The organism is Neobacillus sp. BP17, assembly GCF_059579525.1.
The window spans coordinates 382,830-406,316 of the sequence record NZ_CM184198.1 but is presented as its reverse complement, the minus strand read 5'-3'; the positions used below and the strand labels follow the sequence as shown (position 1 = coordinate 406,316).

General features: G+C 41.4%; 26 protein-coding genes. 9 read left to right on the top strand and 17 right to left on the bottom strand.

From position 1 onward, the window contains the following. Window positions 1–107: 107 nt before the first annotated feature. The 4 genes from AC4QJR_RS02035 (at window position 108) to AC4QJR_RS02020 (ending at window position 3,634) form a co-directional block, all read left to right on the top strand. Complete coding sequence (locus AC4QJR_RS02035) at window positions 108–1,721, top strand: sigma-54 interaction domain-containing protein (RefSeq protein ID WP_496525099.1); 1,614 nt, start codon at window positions 108–110, stop codon at window positions 1,719–1,721. A gap of 77 nt (window positions 1,722–1,798) precedes the next feature. Then, a complete protein-coding gene (locus tag AC4QJR_RS02030) occupies window positions 1,799–2,074 on the top strand; it encodes a (2Fe-2S)-binding protein (RefSeq protein ID WP_251461294.1) in 276 nt (91 codons plus the stop codon). Further along, window positions 2,067–2,399 carry a (2Fe-2S)-binding protein gene (locus AC4QJR_RS02025; protein WP_375377283.1) on the top strand — a complete coding sequence of 111 codons (333 nt, stop codon included), beginning with the start codon at window positions 2,067–2,069 and terminating at the stop codon, window positions 2,397–2,399. The genes AC4QJR_RS02030 and AC4QJR_RS02025 overlap by 8 nt, the downstream gene beginning before the upstream one ends. Next, window positions 2,396–3,634 (top strand): NAD(P)/FAD-dependent oxidoreductase, encoded by a 1,239-nt coding sequence (locus AC4QJR_RS02020; protein WP_496525098.1) that lies wholly within the window; start codon window positions 2,396–2,398, stop codon window positions 3,632–3,634. The genes AC4QJR_RS02025 and AC4QJR_RS02020 overlap by 4 nt, the downstream gene beginning before the upstream one ends. Window positions 3,635–3,807: 173 nt before the next feature. Here AC4QJR_RS02020 and AC4QJR_RS02015 read toward each other — a convergent pair whose 3' ends face one another. The 7 genes from AC4QJR_RS02015 to AC4QJR_RS01985 form a co-directional block, all read right to left on the bottom strand. Further along, on the bottom strand, window positions 3,808–4,695 hold the full coding sequence (locus AC4QJR_RS02015) for a cysteine hydrolase family protein (RefSeq protein ID WP_496525097.1): 888 nt from the start codon (window positions 4,693–4,695) through the stop codon (window positions 3,808–3,810). 204 nt (window positions 4,696–4,899) lie between these two features. Then, window positions 4,900–5,841, bottom strand: coding sequence for a diacylglycerol kinase (locus tag AC4QJR_RS02010; protein WP_098571052.1), 942 nt, complete (start codon window positions 5,839–5,841; stop codon window positions 4,900–4,902). 183 nt (window positions 5,842–6,024) lie between these two features. Further along, a complete protein-coding gene (locus AC4QJR_RS02005; RefSeq protein WP_098571053.1) occupies window positions 6,025–6,945 on the bottom strand; it encodes a hypothetical protein in 921 nt (306 codons plus the stop codon). A gap of 84 nt (window positions 6,946–7,029) precedes the next feature. Beyond that, window positions 7,030–8,109, bottom strand: a complete 1,080-nt coding sequence (locus AC4QJR_RS02000) for a hypothetical protein (protein WP_496525096.1) — start codon at window positions 8,107–8,109, stop codon at window positions 7,030–7,032. Further along, window positions 8,106–8,615 (bottom strand): anti-sigma factor, encoded by a 510-nt coding sequence (locus AC4QJR_RS01995; RefSeq protein ID WP_496525095.1) that lies wholly within the window; start codon window positions 8,613–8,615, stop codon window positions 8,106–8,108. The genes AC4QJR_RS02000 and AC4QJR_RS01995 overlap by 4 nt, the downstream gene beginning before the upstream one ends. Beyond that, window positions 8,612–9,262 (bottom strand): RNA polymerase sigma factor, encoded by a 651-nt coding sequence (locus tag AC4QJR_RS01990; RefSeq protein ID WP_257148360.1) that lies wholly within the window; start codon window positions 9,260–9,262, stop codon window positions 8,612–8,614. Before AC4QJR_RS01990 ends, AC4QJR_RS01995 begins: the two co-directional genes overlap by 4 nt. A gap of 67 nt (window positions 9,263–9,329) precedes the next feature. Next, window positions 9,330–9,977, bottom strand: coding sequence for a pentapeptide repeat-containing protein (locus tag AC4QJR_RS01985; protein ID WP_098571104.1), 648 nt, complete (start codon window positions 9,975–9,977; stop codon window positions 9,330–9,332). Between the two features lie 248 nt (window positions 9,978–10,225). On the opposite strand from AC4QJR_RS01985, the gene plsY reads away from it, so the two are divergent. Beyond that, entirely contained in the window at window positions 10,226–10,852 is a 627-nt protein-coding gene (gene plsY / locus AC4QJR_RS01980; protein ID WP_375377289.1) for a glycerol-3-phosphate 1-O-acyltransferase PlsY, read from the top strand. Window positions 10,853–10,902: 50 nt separating this feature from the next. Here the strand turns inward: plsY and AC4QJR_RS01975 are convergent, their stop codons facing one another. Then, window positions 10,903–11,457, bottom strand: a complete 555-nt coding sequence (locus AC4QJR_RS01975) for a thioredoxin family protein (RefSeq protein ID WP_098571057.1) — start codon at window positions 11,455–11,457, stop codon at window positions 10,903–10,905. A 226-nt stretch (window positions 11,458–11,683) separates the two neighbouring features. Between AC4QJR_RS01975 and putP the strand changes: the two genes are divergently transcribed. After that, window positions 11,684–13,165, top strand: coding sequence for a sodium/proline symporter PutP (gene putP / locus AC4QJR_RS01970; protein WP_496525094.1), 1,482 nt, complete (start codon window positions 11,684–11,686; stop codon window positions 13,163–13,165). Between the two features lie 33 nt (window positions 13,166–13,198). Here putP and AC4QJR_RS01965 read toward each other — a convergent pair whose 3' ends face one another. After that, window positions 13,199–13,732: a DUF1697 domain-containing protein gene (locus AC4QJR_RS01965; protein WP_496525093.1), complete on the bottom strand. Its 534-nt coding sequence runs from the start codon at window positions 13,730–13,732 to the stop codon at window positions 13,199–13,201. A gap of 152 nt (window positions 13,733–13,884) precedes the next feature. Between AC4QJR_RS01965 and AC4QJR_RS01960 the strand changes: the two genes are divergently transcribed. Then, complete coding sequence (locus AC4QJR_RS01960) at window positions 13,885–14,316, top strand: VOC family protein (protein ID WP_496525092.1); 432 nt, start codon at window positions 13,885–13,887, stop codon at window positions 14,314–14,316. Window positions 14,317–14,552: 236 nt separating this feature from the next. Here the strand turns inward: AC4QJR_RS01960 and gatB are convergent, their stop codons facing one another. Genes gatB through gatC form a run of 3 tightly spaced genes read right to left on the bottom strand, consistent with a single transcriptional unit; the run spans window position 14,553 to window position 17,753 of the window. Beyond that, window positions 14,553–15,980 (bottom strand): Asp-tRNA(Asn)/Glu-tRNA(Gln) amidotransferase subunit GatB, encoded by a 1,428-nt coding sequence (gene gatB / locus AC4QJR_RS01955; protein ID WP_496525091.1) that lies wholly within the window; start codon window positions 15,978–15,980, stop codon window positions 14,553–14,555. A gap of 12 nt (window positions 15,981–15,992) precedes the next feature. After that, window positions 15,993–17,450 carry an Asp-tRNA(Asn)/Glu-tRNA(Gln) amidotransferase subunit GatA gene (gene gatA / locus AC4QJR_RS01950; protein ID WP_496525090.1) on the bottom strand — a complete coding sequence of 486 codons (1,458 nt, stop codon included), beginning with the start codon at window positions 17,448–17,450 and terminating at the stop codon, window positions 15,993–15,995. 3 nt (window positions 17,451–17,453) lie between these two features. Continuing rightward, window positions 17,454–17,753 carry an Asp-tRNA(Asn)/Glu-tRNA(Gln) amidotransferase subunit GatC gene (gene gatC / locus AC4QJR_RS01945; RefSeq protein WP_026564693.1) on the bottom strand — a complete coding sequence of 100 codons (300 nt, stop codon included), beginning with the start codon at window positions 17,751–17,753 and terminating at the stop codon, window positions 17,454–17,456. A gap of 233 nt (window positions 17,754–17,986) precedes the next feature. Here gatC and AC4QJR_RS01940 point away from each other — a divergent pair, with 233 nt between their 5' ends. After that, complete coding sequence (locus AC4QJR_RS01940; protein ID WP_098571062.1) at window positions 17,987–18,643, top strand: lysozyme family protein; 657 nt, start codon at window positions 17,987–17,989, stop codon at window positions 18,641–18,643. A gap of 18 nt (window positions 18,644–18,661) precedes the next feature. On the opposite strand, the gene AC4QJR_RS01935 is transcribed toward AC4QJR_RS01940, so the two are convergent. Next, entirely contained in the window at window positions 18,662–19,156 is a 495-nt protein-coding gene (locus AC4QJR_RS01935) for a VanZ family protein (RefSeq protein WP_251463341.1), read from the bottom strand. A gap of 91 nt (window positions 19,157–19,247) precedes the next feature. Between AC4QJR_RS01935 and AC4QJR_RS01930 the strand changes: the two genes are divergently transcribed. Then, window positions 19,248–19,700, top strand: a complete 453-nt coding sequence (locus tag AC4QJR_RS01930; protein ID WP_098571064.1) for an OsmC family protein — start codon at window positions 19,248–19,250, stop codon at window positions 19,698–19,700. A gap of 80 nt (window positions 19,701–19,780) precedes the next feature. On the opposite strand, the gene AC4QJR_RS01925 is transcribed toward AC4QJR_RS01930, so the two are convergent. The 4 genes from AC4QJR_RS01925 to aceB form a co-directional block, all read right to left on the bottom strand. Beyond that, complete coding sequence (locus AC4QJR_RS01925) at window positions 19,781–20,218, bottom strand: YueI family protein (protein ID WP_496525089.1); 438 nt, start codon at window positions 20,216–20,218, stop codon at window positions 19,781–19,783. A gap of 32 nt (window positions 20,219–20,250) precedes the next feature. Continuing rightward, window positions 20,251–20,502: a hypothetical protein gene (locus tag AC4QJR_RS01920; protein WP_496525088.1), complete on the bottom strand. Its 252-nt coding sequence runs from the start codon at window positions 20,500–20,502 to the stop codon at window positions 20,251–20,253. A gap of 66 nt (window positions 20,503–20,568) precedes the next feature. Beyond that, complete coding sequence (gene aceA / locus AC4QJR_RS01915; RefSeq protein WP_098571066.1) at window positions 20,569–21,852, bottom strand: isocitrate lyase; 1,284 nt, start codon at window positions 21,850–21,852, stop codon at window positions 20,569–20,571. A 42-nt stretch (window positions 21,853–21,894) separates the two neighbouring features. Continuing rightward, complete coding sequence (gene aceB, locus AC4QJR_RS01910; protein WP_496525087.1) at window positions 21,895–23,487, bottom strand: malate synthase A; 1,593 nt, start codon at window positions 23,485–23,487, stop codon at window positions 21,895–21,897.

Genomic DNA, 23,487 nt, shown 5'->3' with positions numbered 1-23,487 from the left:
TCGGAATATTTACTTTGTATCCGTTTGCAAATGTCAAATTTATTGATAAACTAGTGTATAAAATATTAAACAGTGTAAAAATATTTTTACACTTCAAGGAGACTGCTATGTTTGAATTACCGTCAGTCAAAGAAATAATTGAAAATCATTTTATCCATCTAAACCAAACAGATAATGAAGACGCCTTAGCGGCGGTTTATTTAAATGATCCCTTCGCTGTATTAGTTGAGGCATTCAAGCAATATCCGGCTGTTGCCGTCAAGGACTCATACGGTCAAACGCTTGGCTGTATCACAAGTGAACAAATCATTGGTTTTTTGCATGATTCCTACAATCAATTAAAGGCTTTCTATGAAACGGTGATTGACACGATGGATGCTTCTGTCACAGTGGTTGATGCTGATGAACGTGTCCGCACATGGACACAAGGAGCAGAAAAAATTTTCTCTGTTAAAAAAGATGAGATTATGGGCAAACCAATCATAGAATTCTTTGAACATAAAAATCTAGAAATCTTGGAATCCTTACACAAGGGGAAAAGAATTCGGGGAAAGTACCACCAGGCAAGATCTAATCTATTTGTTCTTATAAATGCAAACCCTGTTTACTTTAATGAAAGTATTATTGGGGCAGTTGTTTCCGAAACCGATGTGACAAGCCAAGTTGTTCTAAATGAAAAATTGTTTAATATGTCAACAGAAGTTCGCCGATTAGAACAGGAGATGGCGAAATACAAGCCTTCAGATCCCTTTAATAGCATTAAAGGGAAAAGTACTGTGATGGAGAAAACGGTGCAACTGGCGAAAAAGGTGTGCACAGTTCGGTCAACTGTATTGATCTTAGGAGAAAGCGGGGTCGGTAAGGAGGTCTTTGCTAAAGCTATTCATGAGACAACCGAAGGGGCTAACGCACCATTTATTTCTATCAACTGCGGAGCTATTCCTGAAACGTTATTTGAAAGCGAATTATTCGGCTATGAACGCGGTGCCTTTTCCGGTGCTGATCATAGAGGAAAAAAAGGAAAAATTGAACTCGCAAAAGGCGGCACTCTATTTCTTGATGAAGTTGGCGAAATGCCTTTAGACATGCAGGTCAAAATGCTTCGAGTGCTTCAGGAAAGAAAGTATTACAAAGTTGGCGGCGAAAAGGAACTGGAAGCTGATTTCCGGGTCATTGCCGCAACCAATAGGGATTTAAAGGAATCAATAAAAGAAGGTCAATTTCGCGAGGATTTATATTATCGGCTCAATGTTGTCAGCTTAAAGCTTCCTCCATTAAGAGAACGCAACGAGGATATCGTTGAACTGATTCATTATTTTTTAAAAGATTTTTCACTGCGCTATCAGCGCCCTATACATCAGTTTCCACAGGAAGTGATGAAGGAATTGTTTCAATATGATTGGCCAGGCAATGTCCGGGAGCTGCGTAATGTCGTAGAACGTCTTGTTGTTTTTGCTACAGATGGCGTCATTCGAAAAGAATATTTACCATTTCATTCGGGATTGATCCACTCGGCTGGGGCTGATAAGGACACTCAGGAAAACTCTATGGAAATGGACACAGAGATTTTGCCGCTTCAGGAGGAAATGGACCAGTATGAGAAGCAGGTGCTTGAAAAAGCATTGACATTAACCCATGGCAACAAATTAGAATGCGCGAAAAAACTGAGAATCACCCGAGCGACCCTCTACAATCGTCTAAAACGCCTCGGCTTAGGCTAATTTTAAATAAGAGCTTCAAAGTTGGTACGATTCTTGCATTATATTTTTACATATAATTAAAGAGGGGGATTTTCCAAATGACTAACAAAGAAGCACTTGTGATCTGTCGTTGTGAAGAAGTTACCTATGGTCAGCTTTTCGCAACAGCGGATGAATATCAATGCACAGCCAGGGAACTAAAGCTTAGAACAAGAGCAGGAATGGGTTTCTGCGGAGGACGTACTTGCCGAGTAACGGTCGATCGGATCATTGATAGTGTCGTACCGGATAAAAAAGAAGCCGAAATCCCACTTAAATATCAGCCTCCAATTCGCCCTGTAACTTTTGGAACAGTAGGTGAAAATAATGACTAGAATTATAGATCATCCTATTTTAGGAAAATTAGACGATAGAAAAAAGATTCCTTTATCATTTGATGGAAAAGAATATGAAGCACATGAAAATGAAACAATCGCAGCAGCCATGCTGGCAAACGGTGTGAGAACACTGCGTGTTCATGAGGAAGGCGGAACACCAAGAGGGTTCTACTGCAATATCGGTCATTGCATGGAATGCCGTGTAAATGTAAACGGTCAGGCCAATGTAAGAGCTTGTTTAACTGTTGTGAAGGAAAATATGGTTATTAACAGTGGGAAACAGCATCCTAATATTGTTAAAAGGATGGTGGAGAAGCAATGATAGATGTAATCGTAATAGGAGCTGGACCAGCTGGTTTAGCTGGTGCCATATCCTGTGCTGAAAATGGCTTAAAAGTAACCGTCATTGATGAATTTGTTAGACCAGGTGGCAGATTACTCGGCCAATTACACCAGGAACCGTCTGGTGAATGGTGGAATGGAATAAAAGAATCAGAGCGTCTGCACAATGAAGCTCAAAAACTATCAGTAGATATCCGCTGCTGCGTTTCTGTATACAACCTAGAAAAAGATGAGGTTTCATGGAATGTTCATACCAATATAGGAACACTAACAGCTCCTTATGTGCTAGTGGCAACTGGTGCAGCTGAGTTTCCAATTCCTGTGCCAGGTTGGACTCTGCCAGGCGTTATGTCCATTGGCGCTGCACAGGTCATGACCAATGTACATCGTGTCGAGGTCGGAAAAAAAGGCATCATCATTGGTGCAAACATTCTAGCATTTGCGATTTTAAACGAGCTGCAATTAGCTGGAATTAATGTGGAACGCATTGTTTTACCTGAAAAGAGCCCGCTAAGCAAAAATGCCGGAGAACCAGAGGAAGTCATGAAGTCGCTTCTAAATGCAGCCCATCTTGCTCCGTCAGCAATGTTGCGTTTTGGCAGCGGCTTTATGAAGAATGAAGGATTCCGCAAATTAGCAATGAAGTTTTTCCCTAAGAGCGGTGTTAAGGTAAATGGCACACCATTGCAACTTAGAAAAGCAGCTCTTGAAATTCTTGGCAATGAGCACGTAGAAGGCGTCCTCACTGCAGATATTGATGAGAATGGAAATGTAATCAAAGGTACAGAAAAAGTATATGAAGCCGATTTCGTATGTATCGCAGGCGGCTTGTACCCATTAGCAGAGCTTACAGCGGTTGCGGGTTGCCCATTCGAATACATTCCGGAACTAGGTGGACATGTTCCGCATCATTCTGAAAAAATGGAAACTCCACTCGAAGGATTATTTGTTGCTGGAAATATCACTGGTATCGAAAGCGGGAAAATCGCCATGGCCCAAGGAACAACAGCCGGCATTTCGATTGCTAAACACGCTGGAAAAGGTAGCACTGTTATCAACGAAAAGCTTGAACAGGCAATGAAGAACGTTCATACTGTCCGTCAAAACGCTGCCATCCAATTTAATCCTGAAATTGCAAAAGGACGCAGGAAAATCTATGAGCTTTGGGACGATCTTTATAGGAATGAACAGGATTCCTTACAGGAGATCGGATGAATAAAGTGATTCTGGAATTACGAGCATATACTTACCATTGCTTCTCTCCTGCCCGCTGACAAAACAATCTAACCGACATAGTTAAAATTAACAGAACCCACCACGCCTCTTAACAATGCGGACAAAGGTGGGTCATTTTGTTTTTAGAAGAATGTACAAGAGGATGTCTTTCTCTAATAAAACTTAAGTTCTTTTGTAGTTGTTAGTTTGATTGGGTATCTTACAGCTAATTTTTTGTATTCATCTTCTGTAACTTCTTCAAAACCTGCTATGGACGATGTACAATCTTCTAAAACATAAATTATATAATCATTGTGATTGACCTTCTCAAACTCTTCTACAATCTGTTTAACCGTCTCTAGAACACAGTGAGACTTTGCCTCCCCACCAATAACTATCCTTTTATAATTCTGCAATTGACTTAGCAAATTTTTGTCTGTTAAATCTGTTTTTGAATATTCGGGTTTCACTATTCCATACATTTCGGATATAGGATTTAACCCTTTTGTCACGTAGTGTACATCCCTCTCTTTGTATAAAGAAAAAGCAAATAACATATTAGATAATTGCGTTTCAATTGCAGCACCAAATGTACCTTGGAGACAATGGTAACTCCAAATGATTAAGGATTTCTTTCCAGTTGCCTCAAGTTCACGTAGATACTCTATACTTTCTTTTTCTTGGTAAAGGGGGCTCCAATTACCTTCCAACACATCTTGATAGGTAATAACAGTAAAGGGCTCTGGGTTCTGTCCTTTATCATTCACCCACCAAGCAGGATGAAATATTTGCTTCGGCTGATGAATATCTAAGCTCATAAATATGTCATCAATCACATCAATATATTCATAAACAAACTTGGCAAAGTTTCTTACGTCTTGATAAGAGTTTGCAACACCTAAATTCCCTTCTTCCAAGAAATCATTTTGAAAATCAATACCTATTACAGCCACTTCTTTATTAATTGTTGGATGAGACTTTAAACGTGCTAAATTCGGTTTATTTGTATTCGCTTTCCCTACTAGGTTAACATCAAATATTTCTTCAAATAAAATATTCAATTAGTTCACTCTCCTTAAAAACCCAATGTTATTAACTTCTTCACTTTGCGCCGCCCTTCAACAAATTTTTTGCCCATGATACAAAATATTCTAGGGCTCTTACACTTTTTCCTTTTTTAAAAAGCTTTGTTATAACTGTTTGTTGATTGCAATATTATAGCGTCCTTTTAAAAGAAAAAGCCCGTCCCAATGGAACGAACTTTCTTAACTATATCTTTTCCCTGCTTCCCAATCTGTTGGGCGGTCATTCGGGCGAATATCTTCAAGTGGCACAAACACCTCTAGGTGGCGATAGAGGTTTTCAAACTCAGCCGGTAACAATCCGCCAAATTCCCCATCCAAGTTTAACTGAACTTTTTCCGTCGCATGAACTTTAATCCGGTTTGCCTGTGTATAAATGACATTTGGATCATGAATATGCTCCCCTCGAAGAGCTAAGGTCGCTATCCGAATAAATTCAGCAAGATTTGTCTTCTTCAAGATCAGAAGCGAAAATAATCCATCGTTAATGGAGGCATCGGGTGCTAGTTTTTCAAAGCCGCCAATGGAATTGGTCAGCCCGACAAGAAACAGCATCGCTTCGCCTTCAAATAACTTCCCATCATACTCAATCGACACCTTCGACGGTTTAATGGAAGGAAGCATTTCCATCCCTTTTAAATAATAAGCCAATTGACCGAGCATTGTTTTTAATTTACTTGGTACTTCGTATGTAATCTCGGTGATTCTACCGCCGCCAGCAATATTAATAAAATACCGATCATTGATGCGCCCAATATCGACTGGAATCATTTCCCCTTTAGTAATGATATCTACTGCCGCTCCAATTTCTCTTGGAATTTGCAGAGCACGGGCAAAATCATTCGTCGTTCCTGCAGGAATAATCCCTAATTTTGGACGATATTCCTGCTCAGCGAGACCGTTAACCACTTCATGAATAGTTCCGTCACCGCCAGCTGCAATAACAATATCATACTTTCGCTCAACAGCTATCCGTGCTGCTTCCGTCGCATCCCCTGCACCTGTAGTCGCGTGACATGATGCTTCATATCCAGCCATTTCTAGCTTTTGAAGAATCTCTGGAAGATTCCGCTTTAGAATTTCACGTCCTGAGGTAGGATTGTAAATCAGTCTTGCTCTTTTCATCGTTTCATCATCCTATTTTTGAAATCAACATCGGTAATAGCTATCCGCTCACTTCAATATTCTACCAATTATTATTCTTACTTACAAACTTCAAGACATGCGTATATACTAAATTACCTTCAAACATCCATCTTATATCATAACGTTTTTTTATAAATTTGCAAAAATAGACTCAAGATTTTTTTACTGATTCGTTTGCAGACTAATATCATAGGCATCCGTAATACTGATGTGGTACTTTCCTTCGCCAGACTGATAAACAGCATCTTTCCGGCCGTTATCTATTCCATCAGCCGTCTTCACCTCTGACACTTTCCAGTCTCCATCTTTCCCTCTTACCTCACCCACACCCACTGCAGCAATCTTTAAATTACTTTTTGCGGGTACATCAATCGCAAGGGATGAAGCTCTCTCGATACTCCAATCGTTCACAAGAGAGCGTGGTTTTAAGATAAGTGAATTATCACTGCCGATCACTTCAAGCTTCACATCATTTGGAATCAACAGCGTCGCCGCAACCTCTCCATTTGCATGGAATGGACCAATTTCGTTAGGAAGTGACTTCATGCTTAAATAAAGTGTATCCCCCTTTTGATTAGCGGAAACCATATCCTCTGCATTTTTTAAAAGTTCTCCTTTTTTGGAGGTTTGCACCCGATAGGTGCCGAACATCGAAACCTGTTTTTCATTAGTGGACTCGACCGTCATCTGATGGTCAACCGTCCTAACCACCACTCGTTTGATACTATCATTCATTTGATAGGAAAAAGCAGGCAATTCAAACGAGCGCTCTTCCCTTGCCATCACTTCTTCTGCTTTATCCAAGATGCCTGTCGTACTGACGATAGCAAATGCAATTCCCGCCATTCCGATGACACCTACAAAGAAGATACTAAGGAAATCATACTTTAGCACCGGCTTTTCCTGTCGCGACAAAAATAGGTAAAGGAGAATCTCTATCCCGAGCACGACCAATAATAGCGGCCACCAAGCCGTCATCACTTGGACAAGTTCTAATCCCAAAAACTTTGAAAAGAAGAGAAAGAGGCCAAGAAATACAAGCGAGGCCCCCATTGAAAATGTCCCAACACGCCAAGTTCTCATGCTTCAATCCCACCCTTTCTTTTTCTAAAAAGGAACCCAATCCCCAATCCGATGATTGCTGCGCCAGCAATGGCTTTTCCCCACTTACTCATGCTTTTTTGCCTCCCGTTTTTGTTTGCTCCCAGATAAAAGCTTAATTCCCCCGCCAATCAACAAGATACAAACAAGCCCTGATTGAAGATATCCTTGTACCCAATACATTACATCGATTTTTACCAGCCTGTTAAGGAAGGATGAAAAGGCAGGCAGCAAGACGTTCATCACTAGATAGTAAAGCCCCATTAAGACTAGGCCAATCCCAACCCATTTTTGATGATTAATGAAATACGCAATAATTGGGACATCTTCAATCGTTTCTTCGCCGTACCTTGATACCTTTTGCATCGCATCAAAAAAACTATAAAACCAGATAATCGGAATTAAAAATAAGAAGATCCCAAGTCGTAACGTATCTAAAATATAAATAGAAAACAGAAACGCGGCCATTAATTGGATTCCGCGGCGCTGTAAGCCAAGATACAAATGTCCTGCTCCTGGAAAAATGGCAAGAAAGGTGGCAATCGATTTGCTCTTTTTACCATCTTCACGGCGCATCTCAAAGTCTTCAAATATTGTACGGTCAACAAGTTCCTCTCCGCGTTGTTTTTTGTTTACCTGCTGGACGGCATCAAAAAATCCATACACCCAGATAATTGGGAGAGCGGCCAGAAAGACCATAAATTCAGCTCGGTTGGATAAGGCTGTCACAAATATGACCATGACTCCTAATCCTAGGAATGTCGCCAAAAGCGTTAATCCCCTGGTCATTAATCCAATTTGGAAGTGGCCTAAGCCCGGTATAAATGATAGAACAATCGTATAAAACCGTTCTGAATCTTGGGTAGCCTGGTTCGGCTGCCCTTCTAGATTAACTGACTTCAGAGCCTTCTTATGCTTGGAAACCTGCACCCCCATATCAATAAAACTGACAAGATAAAGGAATATTCCTAACATAAAGGTCACGATAGCAACTTCCTCGTTATTTGTTAATAACCCAATAACAGTGACGAACGCCAAGCCAATCACAGTCAATAGATAAAGTACGCCGCGAAACATATTACCGAAATAAATATGGCCTAGACCCGGAAATAGGGACAAGGTCAATGCCTTTGTCGGATTTTTCATTTCTTATTTGCCTCCTTTTTTTCTAGTGAATCCATCCATGCAAAAGTTTTATTAATAACGCCCTCCGTCACCGAAGGCTTCTTTTCCTGAATTTGCGGCTTATCAATCGAATTCGCATACGCCGCTAGCGACTGAAAGACCCCTGAAAAAGTTAATAATAATGTCGCAGCCGCGGCCAATAAATAATGAAACACCGCTTGCTGATAAAAAGGTTTTTCCTTCATTTTGGTGTCAGGCACCGAAGGAACTATTGAGATAGTGTTTAGGTTTCTAACGGTGTCAGGCACCATAGTTTTCTGCTTCGAAACCTCTGCCATGACCAATTCGGTAAAGCCACTGCTGTCTGAGAGAGTTGGAAGGGATGGTTCACCGGCTTCTACAGCTAGTAAATATTGGGTAAGGCATTGATCACACGTGTATAAATGGTTTTCTAAGTCCTCTTTGGTCTTCTCATTGACTTCGTCATTAACGTATTGCAACCACTCTTCAAAACTGTAATGCTTCATGAAAAATCATCCTCCTTCCAATTCTTTCTCATCCAATGACGGGCCCGGTACAGCTTCGTTTCAATTGTTTTCACCTGTACATTTTGTTCGTCAGCCATTTGCTGATAGCTCTTTTCAGCGATGTAAAATCCGTATATCACATCACGGTAATTTTCGGGCAGTTCATCAAGCTTTTTCCTAACGAGCCTTCTCCGGTCTAGTTCGAAAATCTCTTTCTCCACACTGTCTTTCGGCGACCCTGCTGACTGCTGCTCGAGGTCTTCTGCCACTTCCTCTCGTCTTCTCACCTGTTTTCGTTTTACATCTATCGCATGATTAACCGCAATTCGCGTTATCCACGTTTTAAATCCTTGATTTTGGTATTGGGGGAGAGAAGTATAGATTTTCATAAATACTTCCTGTGCAGCATCTTCTGCTTCCTTTTGGTCACGAAGCACAGCAAAGATGGTCCGGAACACATCGTTGCTGTATTTCTCAACCAAAAGTCGAAAAGCCTGGTCACTGCCGTCCAGCACATTTTCTATTAAGGCTGTATCATTAATCGTTCTCTCCCCCTTTCTTTTTTTTGTTTCTACATAATAGACGAGAGGATCGAAACCTACCCCTACACTATTTTTAAAAAAATTTTTTTCAATTCTCTTCATCATACCATGAGATTGAACCTAAAAACCGTGCGGGCAGCGCCCGCACGGTGTTATCAAATATAAAAGGAGATTACTCCTTAATTTCCAATCCTAACAGCCTCGCAAATCCTATCGCCTGATCGGCAGAAACTTTGCAACCGGCAACACTATCCAGTGATAGATTTAAACGGTTAAACGTACAAGTACTCAGGTCCACACCAGACAATGTCGTTCCAGTAAAATTCACATCATCTAGATCGCAATCTTTAAAGTCAAGTTTATTAAATTTAGCTTCGTAGAAATCTGCACTGCGAAGGGAGCAATTCTCAAACTTCATTTCCTTCAAGTCGGCATAACCAAACGAACCCATATTCAGATTGCAGTTTTCAAACAAGACATTTCTAAGGGTAGCATCTGCAAGATTTAATCCTAATAGTTTGCAGTCACGAAACTCGACCCGATGGATGATTCCATCCGTAAAATCCACATTGGATAGATCGCATCGTTCAAAAATCACATCGGTTAATTGAACAAAGCGAAACGATCCATCGAGGAAGGTCACATTTTTAAATACCACCTCTTCGAATCTCACTTTTTCAACCTCCTCTTGGGAGATCGAACAGTCGCTAATGATCGCCATGTTAATATATGAATCTTCTCTATCGTTATAATCAAATGGAGTTAAATTGGAGGGCATTTTCGGTTTTTGAATTTTTAGCTTCTGACTCAAATCGATCATCCTTTTCATGGGTATTAAAGGTATTTCATCTCAATAGAAGAACTAGACGGCCCATTAAGGCCACCGGAATATCTGCTCAAGAACTTGCATAAGTATTAGCAACTTGGCCGAAATAAATCTATACCATCTCTCAAATGCTCCCTTTTCTTTACAGAAACTGAGAATTCAACAAAATACTACCACTGATATATGATAAAATCTATTAATAATGCAATTTTACTAAAATAATAGCCAAGGGAATGATGCATATGTTGTGGTTGTTGCTTTTGGCTTCCTATTTAATCGGAAGCGTTCCCACAGCTTTGATTGTGGGCAAGTTGATCTTTGGAGTGGATATCCGCGAACATGGCAGTAAAAATCCAGGGGCCACCAATACCCTAAGGGTTCTTGGTAAGAAATCTGCCATTTTCGTCCTGATTATTGATATTGCAAAAGGGGCTTTGGCAGCATCACTGCCCATGTACTTTAACTTAGACGCAAATCCCCTTTATTTTGGTCTAACAGCTGTTGTTGGTCATTGCTTTCCAATTTTTGCAGGCTTCAAAGGAGGAAAGGCAATCGCAACCACCGCCGGGGCTTTGTTAATCGCCAATGTCTATCTCCTGATCATCGCGTATGTTGCTTTCTTTTTAGTTATCTTTATAACTAAGTATGTATTCTTTGGCTCCATTACGGTTGGCATTAGTCTTCTCATCTATTCTTTAGTATCTTCTAAGATCGAAATGGAACTTATCTTTATATTTTTCTCGCTATTCTTGATTTATTTGCATCGCTCCAACATCCGCAATTTTATTTTGGGCATCGAGCCCAAAATAAATGATAAAAATTTGATCAATGACCGCATCCCGCCAAAGGGCGGCGGCTTTAAAATGTAATTAAAAAGATCCCCTCGAGTCAAGATACAATGACCAGGGGATCCTCTTTTTTATTTTAAAAGTGTCGCCAGGATACTATTGGCAACGGTTTGCCAAATGGAGGCATCTCTTTGATAGGTTGCTCTAAGGCTCTTAAACAATTCTGTTTGTTTCGCTTGAAAATCCTCTGCGTCCTTTTCTGGCAAGGCAGCACGCTTTTCCATTACGAAAGCCTGCAACTCAGGTGCTCTTGGCCCCCAGACACCAACCTCATTTCCTTCTTCATTAATAAAAATAAAAATAGGAATGGCTCTCGACGTGCCATTGGTTAAGTATTGGTCCATTAACTCCAAATTCGAGTCGCGGAGCACAAAACGAACTTCTATCCCAGCCGCTTCAGCTATTTTCAGCAAAATGGGGTTATTCAGCATCGCATCGCCGCACCAATCTTCTGATAGAACAATCGCACGTAAGTTTTGCGGCCTTAATGCCTCGAGCCGATTCTTATCCTCTTCCGTTAAGGTGAAGCCCTCATAGATCGTAAGCATTTCCTCTTTATTGGTAGTCATAGCATTTATGTACCCATCAACAGTCAATCCTTTTTGAAACCATTGGTTTAAATCCATTTTTTCTGCACCTCTCTCATTTTCTCCTATGATAGTCGTTTTAAGAACTTGTTACAATAGAACTGCTTATGGAAAACACCATTGTTATACTACAAGCATTTTTTCCTATTTCAAAAAAACTATATTTTTACACTAGTAATAGAAATTTATAGTTGATAGAATATTTTATATATAGGAAATATTATTATAAATATTTTCTACGATAAGACAATCAAGGAGGAAACCTATGTCTAATGAATCACTACAACTACTTTCGATTGGAATCTATATTGCCGCTATGCTTTTTATCGGTTGGTACTCTTATCGAAAGACTAGCAATCTTACAGACTACATGCTTGGGGGGCGGTCTTTAGGACCCGCTGTAACTGCTTTAAGTGCAGGGGCAGCTGATATGAGCGGATGGCTTCTAATGGGATTACCCGGTGGAATTTATGTAACCGGTTTAGCAGATGCGTGGATTGCCGTTGGCTTAACAATTGGAGCTTATCTTAACTGGCTATTGGTGGCACCTCGCTTGCGTTCTTACACACAAGTGGCCAATGATTCAATCACGATTCCAAGCTACCTAGAGAACCGTTTTAAAGACAACACAAAACTACTCCGTATTGTTTCAGGTATTGTTATTCTTATTTTCTTTACTTTCTATGTTTCATCAGGAATGGTTTCTGGAGCTGTCTTTTTTGAAAGTTCATTTGGGACAAGCTACCATACCGGACTTCTTATTGTTGGCGGTGTTACGGTTGCCTACACCTTATTTGGTGGATTCTTGGCGGTAAGCTATACAGACTTTATTCAAGGTTTAATGATGTTGATCGCCCTTGCTCTTGTTCCAGCAATTGGTATCTTCCACACAGGAGGCCCTGCTGAAACGATGGAAACGATTCGCGCGATAGACCCAACAAAACTTGATTTATTAAAAGGGACAACCTTTTTAGGCATTATTTCAGCAATGGCCTGGGGGCTTGGCTATTTTGGACAGCCTCACATCATTGTCCGCTTTATGGCAATCAAAACAATTAAAGAAACAAAAAGCGCCCGCCGGATTGGAATGGGCTGGATGATTATCTCGCTTATTGGTACGATCTTTACAGGATTTATTGGTATTGCCTTTTTCCATAATAATCCTGAGCATGTCTTAAAGAATCCAGAAGCAGTTTTCATTGAATTAAGCCAAATTTTATTCCACCCTCTATTCGCAGGATTTGCTTTAGCTGCCATTCTTGCAGCGATTATGAGTACGATTTCTTCCCAATTAATCGTCACTTCCAGTGCACTGGTAGAAGATTTATACAAAATGGTCATGAACAAAAATGCAAAAGACAAGCAACTGGTCTTCTTAGGAAGAATGGCCGTCCTTCTCGTTTCAGTCATTGCTGCGGCACTAGCATTCAAGCAAAATAGCACTATTTTAGATCTTGTCGCATATGCATGGGCAGGCTTTGGTGCTTCCTTCGGACCAGTGATCTTGCTAAGTTTATTCTGGAAAAAGATCACGAATTGGGGTGCCCTTTTCGGGATGATCGTCGGAGCGCTTACCGTTATCATTTGGAAGAATGTCGGCCTTGGTGACACGCTTTATGAAATTGTCCCTGGCTTTGTTTTCAACCTTATTGTCGCTTACATTGTGAGTTTACTGACGTATCGAAAAAATGATGAGATTGAAAAGGAATTTACGGAAAGTGTTCGCTTGTTAAAAAGCGAAAAATAATAATACGCTCGGATCCCATTGATCCGAGCGTATTTATTTTTCTATCATAGATGATAGTTTGATGACGGTTTTCCAGTTACGCACTGTCGCCGGAACCTGTAGTTTTGGGAGCTGCGCTGCTAGTTTTGAATCTAGAATACTCTGCCTTAGGTACAGATAAACTTCCCTTCCGTTAATAAAACATTCGTCCGGTTCACTTTTGAAACTTCGTAAATTATCTATTTTCTCTTGGGAAGGCTCGTCTGCCAAAAAAGCAAGTTGGATACTCTCTCCTTCTTTCAATGATTCCATAGAGTAGGGACAATCACGGATAATTTGCTCATATTCCTCAGCTGTTCTTAAAATAACAGGGACCGGAAAACCAAACTTCTTACTTATTTCCTCCTCTAATCGCTGACTAAGTCGAGCGGAATCGTCACGTGCTTCAAACAAAACATTGCCACTTTGAATATATGTTTTTACTTTTTCTAAACCAAGTGTATCTAATAGAATTTTTAAATCAGCCATTTTGATCCGATTATTCTTGCCGACATTAATACCTCTCAGCAGTGCAATATAAATCGTCATCCGTGTACCTCACCTTTTTAGATATTCTCTTTCCTAAAATCTTACCATTTATTCGTTGCTTTAAACTATCTCCTAAACGCTGATTTTGAAGGATATTTTGAGTCATTGGGAGAAAATTAGATAAATAATCTTTTTTATGGAGGGATTTATTCATGGTTCCACAAAGAGTTAGTTTGCTTACAATCGGCGCATATGATTTGCCTGTACTTAGGAAATTTTATCAAACGTTGGGATGGGAGGAAACGGAAATAAGCTCGGACCAATTTGCTGTATTTAAAACGGCGGGCGTCCTGCTTTCGTTATACCCGATTGCCGAGTTAGCAAAGGATGCCGGCATTGAATTTACACGATCTCCTGAGAGCTTTCATGGTGTGACCTTTTCCATTAACGTAGATCAGCAGGAACAAGTTGATGCAACGATAGAAACCATTCGCTCAGCAGGGGCAAAAATACTGCGGGAGCCAAGTGATGTCTTCTGGGGCGGACGAATAGCCTATTTCGCTGACCCCGAAAATAACCTCTGGGAAGTTGCTTGGAACCCTACAGCCATTTTTGATGAGCGCGGTGCGATGATTTCTTTTTAATTTCTATCATTCTACAAACTTTTCAGCGTTTATTTTGAAAAAACCCCATTATACCGGGGTTAATAGCAAAGTTAATCAAACGTTTGATTAGTAACATTCTAAACTAACCAAACGTTTGATTAGATACAGGATAAACCCTTTTAACATATAGGCTTTTTCCCGGGAAATCGAGAAAAGAATGTCGAATTCCGCTCTACATAAAAAAACTGGCAGATTGCATTCTGCCAGCTTTCGAATTAACGCTTTTGTAGTTCTTGCTGTAATAACTTATTAACAATTTGTGGGTTGGCCTGACCCTTCGTTGCTTTCATTAACTGACCTACTAAGAAGCCAACAGCTTTATTTTTCCCATTCTTAAAGTCTTCAATGGATTGCGGATTCGCATCCAGCACCTCTGAAATAACTTTAAGAAGGGTGCCTTCATCGGAAATCTGGACAAGGCCTTTGTCCTTCACAATTTGCTCTGCATCGCCGCCGTTTTCAATTAATTCTTTAAAAACAGTTTTAGCAATTTTCGAAGAAATTGTTCCGTTCTCGATCAACTTAATCATGCTTGCTAGACCTTCTGGAGTTAAAGCTACTTGGTGAAGTTCCTTTTGCTCCGCGTTCAAGTAGGCAGAAACATCTCCCATGATCCAGTTCGAAGCAAGCTTTGCATCCGCTCCGCCATTAACCGTCGCTTCAAAGAAGTCGGCCATTTCTTTTGTAACGGTCAGCACTTTTGCGTCGTAAACAGGAAGTCCAAGTTCGTCTATATAACGCTTTTGACGTTGATCCGGCAGCTCTGGAATTTCCGCACGAATGCGGGCTTTCCAGTCCTCATCAATGTACAAATCCATTAAATCCGGCTCAGGGAAGTAACGATAATCATCCGAACCTTCTTTAACCCTCATCAACAGAGTAGCCCCCGTTGCTTCATCAAAACGGCGTGTTTCCTGCTCGATCGTCCCACCTGCAGAAACTACTTCTCGTTGACGCTTCTCTTCAAATTCAAGACCTTTGCGGACAAAATTGAAGGAGTTAAGGTTTTTCAGTTCTGTTTTCGTTCCGAATTCTTTTTGTCCCACGGGACGAATCGAAATATTCGCATCACAGCGGAGTGAACCCTCTTCCATTTTACAATCGGAAACACCTGTATATTGAATAATCGATTTTAATTTTTCAAGATACGCATAAGCTTCATCAGGTGTGCGGATATCCGGTTCGGAAACAATCTCTACAAGCGGAGTGCCCTGACGGTTGTAATCACATAGTGAATATCCTTTGCCATGGTTCAGCTTCCCGGCATCTTCTTCCAAGTGGATGCGCGTAATGCCAATTCGTTTGGTATAGCCATTTACCTCGATATCAATATAGCCATGTTCCCCAATTGGCTTATCAAATTGGGAAATCTGATAGGCTTTAGGATTGTCCGGATAAAAGTAGTTCTTCCGGTCAAACTTCGTATGAGTAGCAACCTCGCAATTAATCGCCATCGCTGCTTTGATCCCGAACTCTACGGCTTTTTTATTAAGGACTGGTAATACACCAGGGTAGCCAAGGTCGATCACGCTTGTATTTGTATTCGGTTCAGCCCCAAAATGATTTGGGCTCGCCGAGAAAATCTTAGATTCTGTTTTTAACTCTACATGGACCTCAAGTCCAATCACTGTTTCAAATTCCATTTTCTTCACCCCCTATAATTCCGGCTTTTCTTTATGAAAGTCTGTTGCCTGTTCAAATGCATGTGCTGTACGATAAATCGTTGTTTCATCAAAATACTTGCCGATGATTTGTAATCCTAGCGGTAACCCGCCATCAAAGCCGCATGGAACTGATATTCCCGGTAAGCCTGCAAGATTAAGAGGAATGGTTAAAATATCATTAATGTACATCGTTAATGGGTCTTCAATATTTTCACCAATTTTAAAAGCAGGTGTTGGTGTCGTAGGTCCGACGATCACATCATATTTTGCAAAGATATTTTCAAAGTCTTGCTTGATCAATGTCCGTACCTGCTGTGCTTTTTTGTAATAAGCATCATAGTACCCTGAGCTTAATGCAAATGTACCAAGCATAATCCGGCGTTTTACTTCATCACCAAAGCCTTCTGCACGGGATTTTTTATATAAATCGATTAATGTTTCAGCATCCTTTGAGCGGTAGCCGTAACGGACTCCGTCGAAACGAGCAAGGTTGGCTGATGCTTCTGAGGAAGACAGCAAATAGTAAGCAGCCAGTGCATACTTCGAGTGCGGCAAGGAAACCTCTTCCCATGTTGCACCAAGACCCTCGAGTACTTTTAAGGCATTTAAGACGGACTGTTTTACTGATTCGCTGACACCTTCACCAAGATACTCTTTTGGTACAGCAATTTTGAGGCCCTTCACATCACCAGTTAAACCACTCGCAAAGTTTGGTACATCCACATTTGCAGAGGTCGAATCCATCGGATCAAGGCCGGAAATGGCTTGAAGCAGGTAGGCATTGTCCTCCACAGTTCTAGTAATTGGTCCAATTTGATCAAGGGATGAAGCAAAGGCAACGAGACCAAACCGGGAAACACGTCCATAGGTTGGTTTCAATCCTACGACACCACAAAAAGAAGCTGGCTGACGGATCGAACCGCCCGTATCAGAACCAAGCGAAAATAGGACCTCTCCTGCTGCTACAGCTGCCGCTGAACCGCCTGAAGAGCCGCCTGGAACTGTCTCAAGATTCCATGGATTACGTGTCGTTTGGTAATGGGAATTTTCGTTGGAAGACCCCATGGCAAACTCATCCATATTTAACTTCCCAATCGTTACTGTTTCTGCTTGTTGCAGTTTCTGAACAACGGTCGCATCATAAATCGGATCAAAGTTTTCAAGGATTTTACTCGCACAAGTTGTCCGAAGTCCCTTTGTAACTAAGTTATCTTTTAAGCCAATCGGCATCCCAAATAGCAAACCTTTGGCAGCCTCACTATTGATTTTCTCATCTAATGCTTTCGCTGATAGACGTGCCCGCTCTTCATCTAATGTTAAAAACGCCTGAACTTTATCTTCAACTTGTCCAATTCTCTTATAGGATTCATCGACAAGATCGGAAACTTTTAGTTCCTTCTTTGTAAAAAGTTCATGTAGATCTGAAACTTTATAATCAAATAAACTCACCTTTTAATCCTCCTTCCCCATAATCGATGGTACTTTAATTTGTCCGTCCTGATGCAGAGGTGCATTTTTTAGTACCTCTTCACGTGATAATCCAGGTTTGGATTTATCTTCACGCAAGACATTTTTCATATCCAGCACATGGTATGTAGGCTCCACATTTTCCGTGTCCAATTCATTTAACTGCTCAGCAAAGGTAATAATCGCATCCAGTTGCTTCGTAAACATGTCTGTTTCTTCTTCGGTTATGGCCAATCGTGCCAGATTGGCTACATGCTTTACCTGATCCTTTGAAATTCGTGACATAGTATAACCCCCTATCCCTTCAATCTTGTCATATCAATACTAATGATGATACCAAACTTTTCCGCTTCACCGCAATGATTCCTTCATCAGTATGGGCAAGGGAATGAATTTTTGTTCATAATTCTTGAAATTTCAGTCTATTTTTCTCTTAATAATGCAAATTTTTTCTAAAAAGTTTATCACAGACTTTCTTGGCAACTTCCCTTATAATGGTCATGTGGGAGGGCTTCTGAATGAAAAAACGTAAACGAAAGAAATTCAAAACCTTTTTTGTGCTGTTCATCCTTTTTTGCGCGTTAGCTTGGTTCCAAAATTATTTTCAACAACAAGGCTCCCTTGATATAGTGAATAACGATCCATTTGCTGATGTAAAAAAATATCAACCCCTCATACATGATGAATTAGCGAAATATCATCTCGAAAATCATACAACAGTTGTTGTCGCTCTAATGCAGCAGGAAAGCCGCGGCAAAGGCGGGGACCCTATGCAGGCGTCCGAATCGGCAGGGTTGGCAAGAAATACAATAACAGATCCGCAAAAAAGTATTCAGGTTGGTGTGAAACATTTTCAGCGCGTCCTCAGTTATGGGAATAAGAAAAAAGTAGATTTCCAGGCCATTATCCAGTCCTATAACATGGGAATTGGCTACATTGACTTTGTAGCCCAGCATGGAGGGAAGCATAGTGAGACGTTAGCGAAGGAATTTTCTCTCCAGCAGGTAAAAGAAAAGCCGACCATTTATACATGTGGCGGCAATAAAAATAATTTCCGCTACCCGTACTGTTATGGTGATTTCACCTATAGCACAAAGGTAACCAAAAATATTCAACTGTTAGCAGACAGCATTCCTGTTACGGGTGAAGAAAAAACCACGGGTGAATCGTTTTAAGGATTCATCAGTGGTTTTTTAATTGATATTTTCGGTCATATTCTTCTTTTTAAAGCGGCTGAACAGAAGAACAAGTTTAATTGGAAAAAGCCCTAGGATTCCACCTAGTGTATTTAATATTAAATCGTCTACATCAAAGCTGCCGAATTCAAATATCAGCTGCAGGAGTTCAAATGCCAGACTTAAGCCGAAGGTGGCAAGCATGACGGCGCTAAGTTTTTGAAACCTCTTCGCCAGCAATGGTAGGATAAATCCAAACGGCATAAAACCAATGATATTCCCTGCCAGGTTTTCAATCCGAATAATTAAATTGATGTCCGCTAAGAAAAGGTAAAAATTAATCGTTTTAAAAGGGACGAAATTATTCGACCGCCAATGATATTCATCATAAGTAAAGTTGAAATGATTTATAATCTCAGATAACGGTATGTATTTAAACAAAATTAATTTCGAAAGAATCGCTAAATATAAACAAAGAATTAGGAAAAGGGTCATTTTATAAATAATTTTCATTCATCACTGCTCCATTTATTACATATCAAAAATAACCTTACCATATTTTTTATGCGTCGTGGGGTCAAAACTGGAATTGGAGGAATTTAGAATGGCAGAGCATATATTTCACTTAAAGGCGAACTGGCCAGGTTTACGGAACGATGTTGGAGAGATTGAGGCAGGGAATTTGGTCACAAAGATTTCCATACCGCCAGAAATGGATGGACCTGGTATTGGCACAAATCCAGATGAGATGCTGCTGGGGGCTGCCGCGACCTGCTATATTATCACCCTTGCTGCGATGCTGGAACGGAGCAGTTTAATGAAGGAAAGCCTAACAATGGAGTCGGAGGGCATCGTCGATGTTACCAAGGGGGTTTTTACCTACAAAAAGATTATTCATCGTCCGTATCTTGTCCTGAAATCAGGTGCAGCGAAGAAAGATGTCGAGATGGCTGTGAGGCTCGCCAAAAAGGCGGAGACATCCTGCATGATCAGCCGCGCGATTCAGGGGAATGTGGAGATTGAGCTGCAGGCTGCGGTGGATGTGGCAGTTGAGTGAAAAAAGTGAAGTGATAAAAATAGTTTGTTCTCTAGGACGTGGCTTTTGGTCCCCATGACTACCACATGAGGACCATCGTTTCAGCGGTTAAATAATTTTGAAAAGAATCCCTTGCTCTTTTTACCTTCATCCTTGATTATTTTTGGTTCCTTGTTAGTAATATATATATCTTCCTTATCAATCGCGTGGTCCATGGCTAATACTAAGCCGATTTCCGAGTCGTGGTCTTTATTGGTCACCAGAGTATGTTCAACTTTATATTTTGTGGCTAGCTTTACGTATTTCGAAAGGGTTTCATAGCTCATATTTCCATTTAAGAAAAGGCGGGACTGCGGTTTTTCCTTCATCTGCTTCTCAACTTGGGGATATACGTTTGCTTCTGCTACTTGGCTTTTTGTCAGAGCTAAGACAATCCGCTCTCGGAGTGTACCTAAGAATTTCCGCCGCTCATCTGGTTTTGTTTGTAGCGGTCCATAGATTCCCTGCTGTAAAACCTCGTCAACGGTTGGCTTTTTCAAATAAATCAACTCCATATAAATACTATTATTAACTATGATGATACCCTAAAAAACGTTCCATACCAAAAAGGGGGGGTTCGAGGCAGGCGAATTAGTCTATTCGAGAGTAAACTTGGCTTATCCGACAGTAAACCCACCCCATCCGCTAGTAAACTTGGCTTATCCGACAGTAAACCGAACCCATCCGACAGTAAACTTGGCTTATCCGACAGTAAACCCACCTTATCCGACAGTAAACCGACCCCATCCGCTAGTAACCACTCCTTATCCGACAGTAAGCTCATCCATCCCCGCTAAAGTGAACCCAGCAAAAAATCCTTCCCCCCCAAAAAGGAGAGAAGGATCGACTCTTAGTTTTTGCCCGTAAACTGTTCGGCTTCCGTTGAGCCTTTTAATGCGGTTGTTGATGAAGTCCCGCCTGTAATAACCATGGAAACTTGGTCAAAGTATCCTGTACCTACCTCACGTTGGTGACGTGTGGCCGTGTAGCCGTATTTTTCGCTGTCAAATTCAGCTTGCTGCAATTCGGAGTATGCTGCCATGCCGCGCTCTTTATAACCGCGGGCCAACTCAAACATGCCGTGGTTTAGAGCATGGAAGCCGGCAAGAGTAACGAACTGGAACTTGTAGCCCATTTTACCAAGCTCGACTTGGAATTTTGCAATTGTTTCTTGATCGAGTTTCTTTTTCCAGTTGAAGGATGGTGAACAGTTATATGCCAGCAGCTTACCTGGGAACTGTTCATGAATGGCTTCTGCAAATTGTCTTGCTTCCTCAAGATTCGGCTCTGACGTTTCGCACCAAACAAGATCTGCATATGGCGCATAAGCCAGCCCACGGGAGATCGCTTGGTCAATCCCCGCTTTCACGCGGAAAAAACCTTCGCCTGTACGTTCACCCGTAATAAACGGAGCATCATTCATATCAATATCACTGGTGATTAAGTCGGCTGCGTTAGCGTCTGTCCGGGCAACGAGTACGGTCGGAACCCCCATAACATCAGCAGCGAGACGAGCGGCAATCAGGTTGCGAACCGCTGTTTGTGTTGGCAGCAATACCTTACCGCCTAAGTGACCACATTTTTTCTCAGAAGAAAGCTGGTCTTCAAAATGGACGCCTGATGCACCTGCTTCAATCATGCCTTTCATTAACTCGAAACAGTTTAATTGGCCCCCAAAACCTGCTTCTGCATCAGCGACAATCGGGGCGAACCAATCGACTGAGTGATCGCCTTCTGCATGGTGGATTTGATCTGCACGCTGCAAGGCCTGGTTAATTTTTTTGACCACATTTGGTACACTGTTGGCTGGGTATAAGCTTTGGTCAGGGTACATGTGTCCAGAGAGATTGGCATCAGCAGCTACCTGCCAGCCGCTTAAGTAGATGGCTTTTAGCCCAGCTTTTACTTGCTGAACCGCTTGATTACCGGTTAACGCACCTAGGGCATTTACATAGTCTTCCTCATTTAATAGCTTCCAAAGCTTTTCGGACCCTTTTCGAGCCAATGTGTGCTCAATATCAATCGACCCTCTGAGTTTGATAACATCCTCAGCAGTGTAAGGCCTCGTAATCCCTTTCCACCGGCTATCCATTTCCCAGCTTTCTTGTAATTGCGCAGCTCTTGAATTTGTCATTTTCATATTCCCCCTATTAATCTATTAAGTATATTTTTAAAACTAGATAAGCTTATACCCAGACAAAGTTAAAAATTCAGCAAACTCCTCATTCAGAATCAACCGATCAAACAATTCAACAGCTTCGTCGAATCGGCCGGCCTCAAATGCCGGTTCACCCATTTCCTGTTTAATTTTTTCTAATTCCTCCAGTTTATATTTCTCATACATTTCCACTGTGACTTTCCGTCCGTCGTTCAGAATCCCTTTGGCGTGGCGAATCCACTGCCACAGCTGGGCCCTTGAAATCTCAGCGGTTGCGGCATCCTCCATCAAGTTGTGAATCGGGGCTGCACCATTGCCTCTAAGCCACGAAGCTACATATTGAATCCCGACATTGATGTTCAAACGAACTCCCTCTTCTGTAATCGTCCCGCCTGGTGACTCAAGCAAATCTTGAGCGGTCACGGTAATCTTCTGTTGTTTACTCGTATGGATTTGGTTGGCCATCGGCATTTCGCGGTTAAATACCTCCAGAGCAACTGGGACCAGGCCTGGATGCGCAACCCATGTACCATCATGACCGTCACGGGCTTCGCGCTCTTTATCAGCACGAACCTTAGCAAAGGCTTCTTCATTAGCAGCCGGGTTATTGCGAATTGGAATTTGGGCAGCCATCCCGCCAATTGCTGGTGCATTGCGGCGGTGACAGGTTTGAATCGTTAGTAACGAATACGAACGCATAAACGGGACGGTCATCGTTACCTGTGAGCGATCGGGTAAAATAATATCCTTGTGTTGACGCAGTTTTTTCAGGTAACTGAAAATATAATCCCATCTTCCGCAATTCAAGCCTGCGGAGTGGTCTTTTAGCTCAAATAAAATCTCATTCATCTCAAAGGCACCCATGATGGTTTCTAGTAATACTGTTGCTTTAATGGTTCCATTCGGAATCCCCAGTTTCTCTTGTGCAAAAACAAATACATCATTCCAGAGCTTTGCTTCCAAGTGACTTTCCAGCTTTGGCAGGTAAAAATACGGACCTGTTCCCCTCGCAAGCAGTTGGTTCACATTATGGAAAAAGTACATGCCAAAATCGAAGAAACTTCCTGAAATGGGCTTGCTATCTAGCAAAATATGTTTTTCTTCTAAATGAAGGCCGCGTGGTCTCACAAACAGTACGGCTGTCTCGCCCTTTAGTTCATACTTCTTGCCATTGGCATTTTCAAAAGATATCGTCCGATTTACTGCATCTCTTAAGTTGATTTGTCCTTCGACGATGTTTTCCCAGGTTGGTGAAGTAGCGTCCTCACAATCGGCCATAAATACTTTTGCGCCGGAGTTCAAAGCGTTGATTACCATTTTCCGTTCGGTCGGTCCGGTAATTTCTACCCGGCGATCTTGGAGATCATCAGGCAAAGGAGCAATCGTCCAGTCCCCGTTTCGTATATGCTTCGTTTCCGGGAGGAAATCAGGCAATGTTCCATTATTTATTTCCGCTTGGCGTTTTTGCCTGTACTGTAACAGTTCAACTCTTCGTCCGCCAAACTTTCGCTCCAACTCTTCAATAAAATTTAATGCCTCAGCTGTTAAAATCTCTTCGTACTGGGCTTTCATTGCCCCTACCACTTCAATACCTGTTGTTTGCGTCGACAT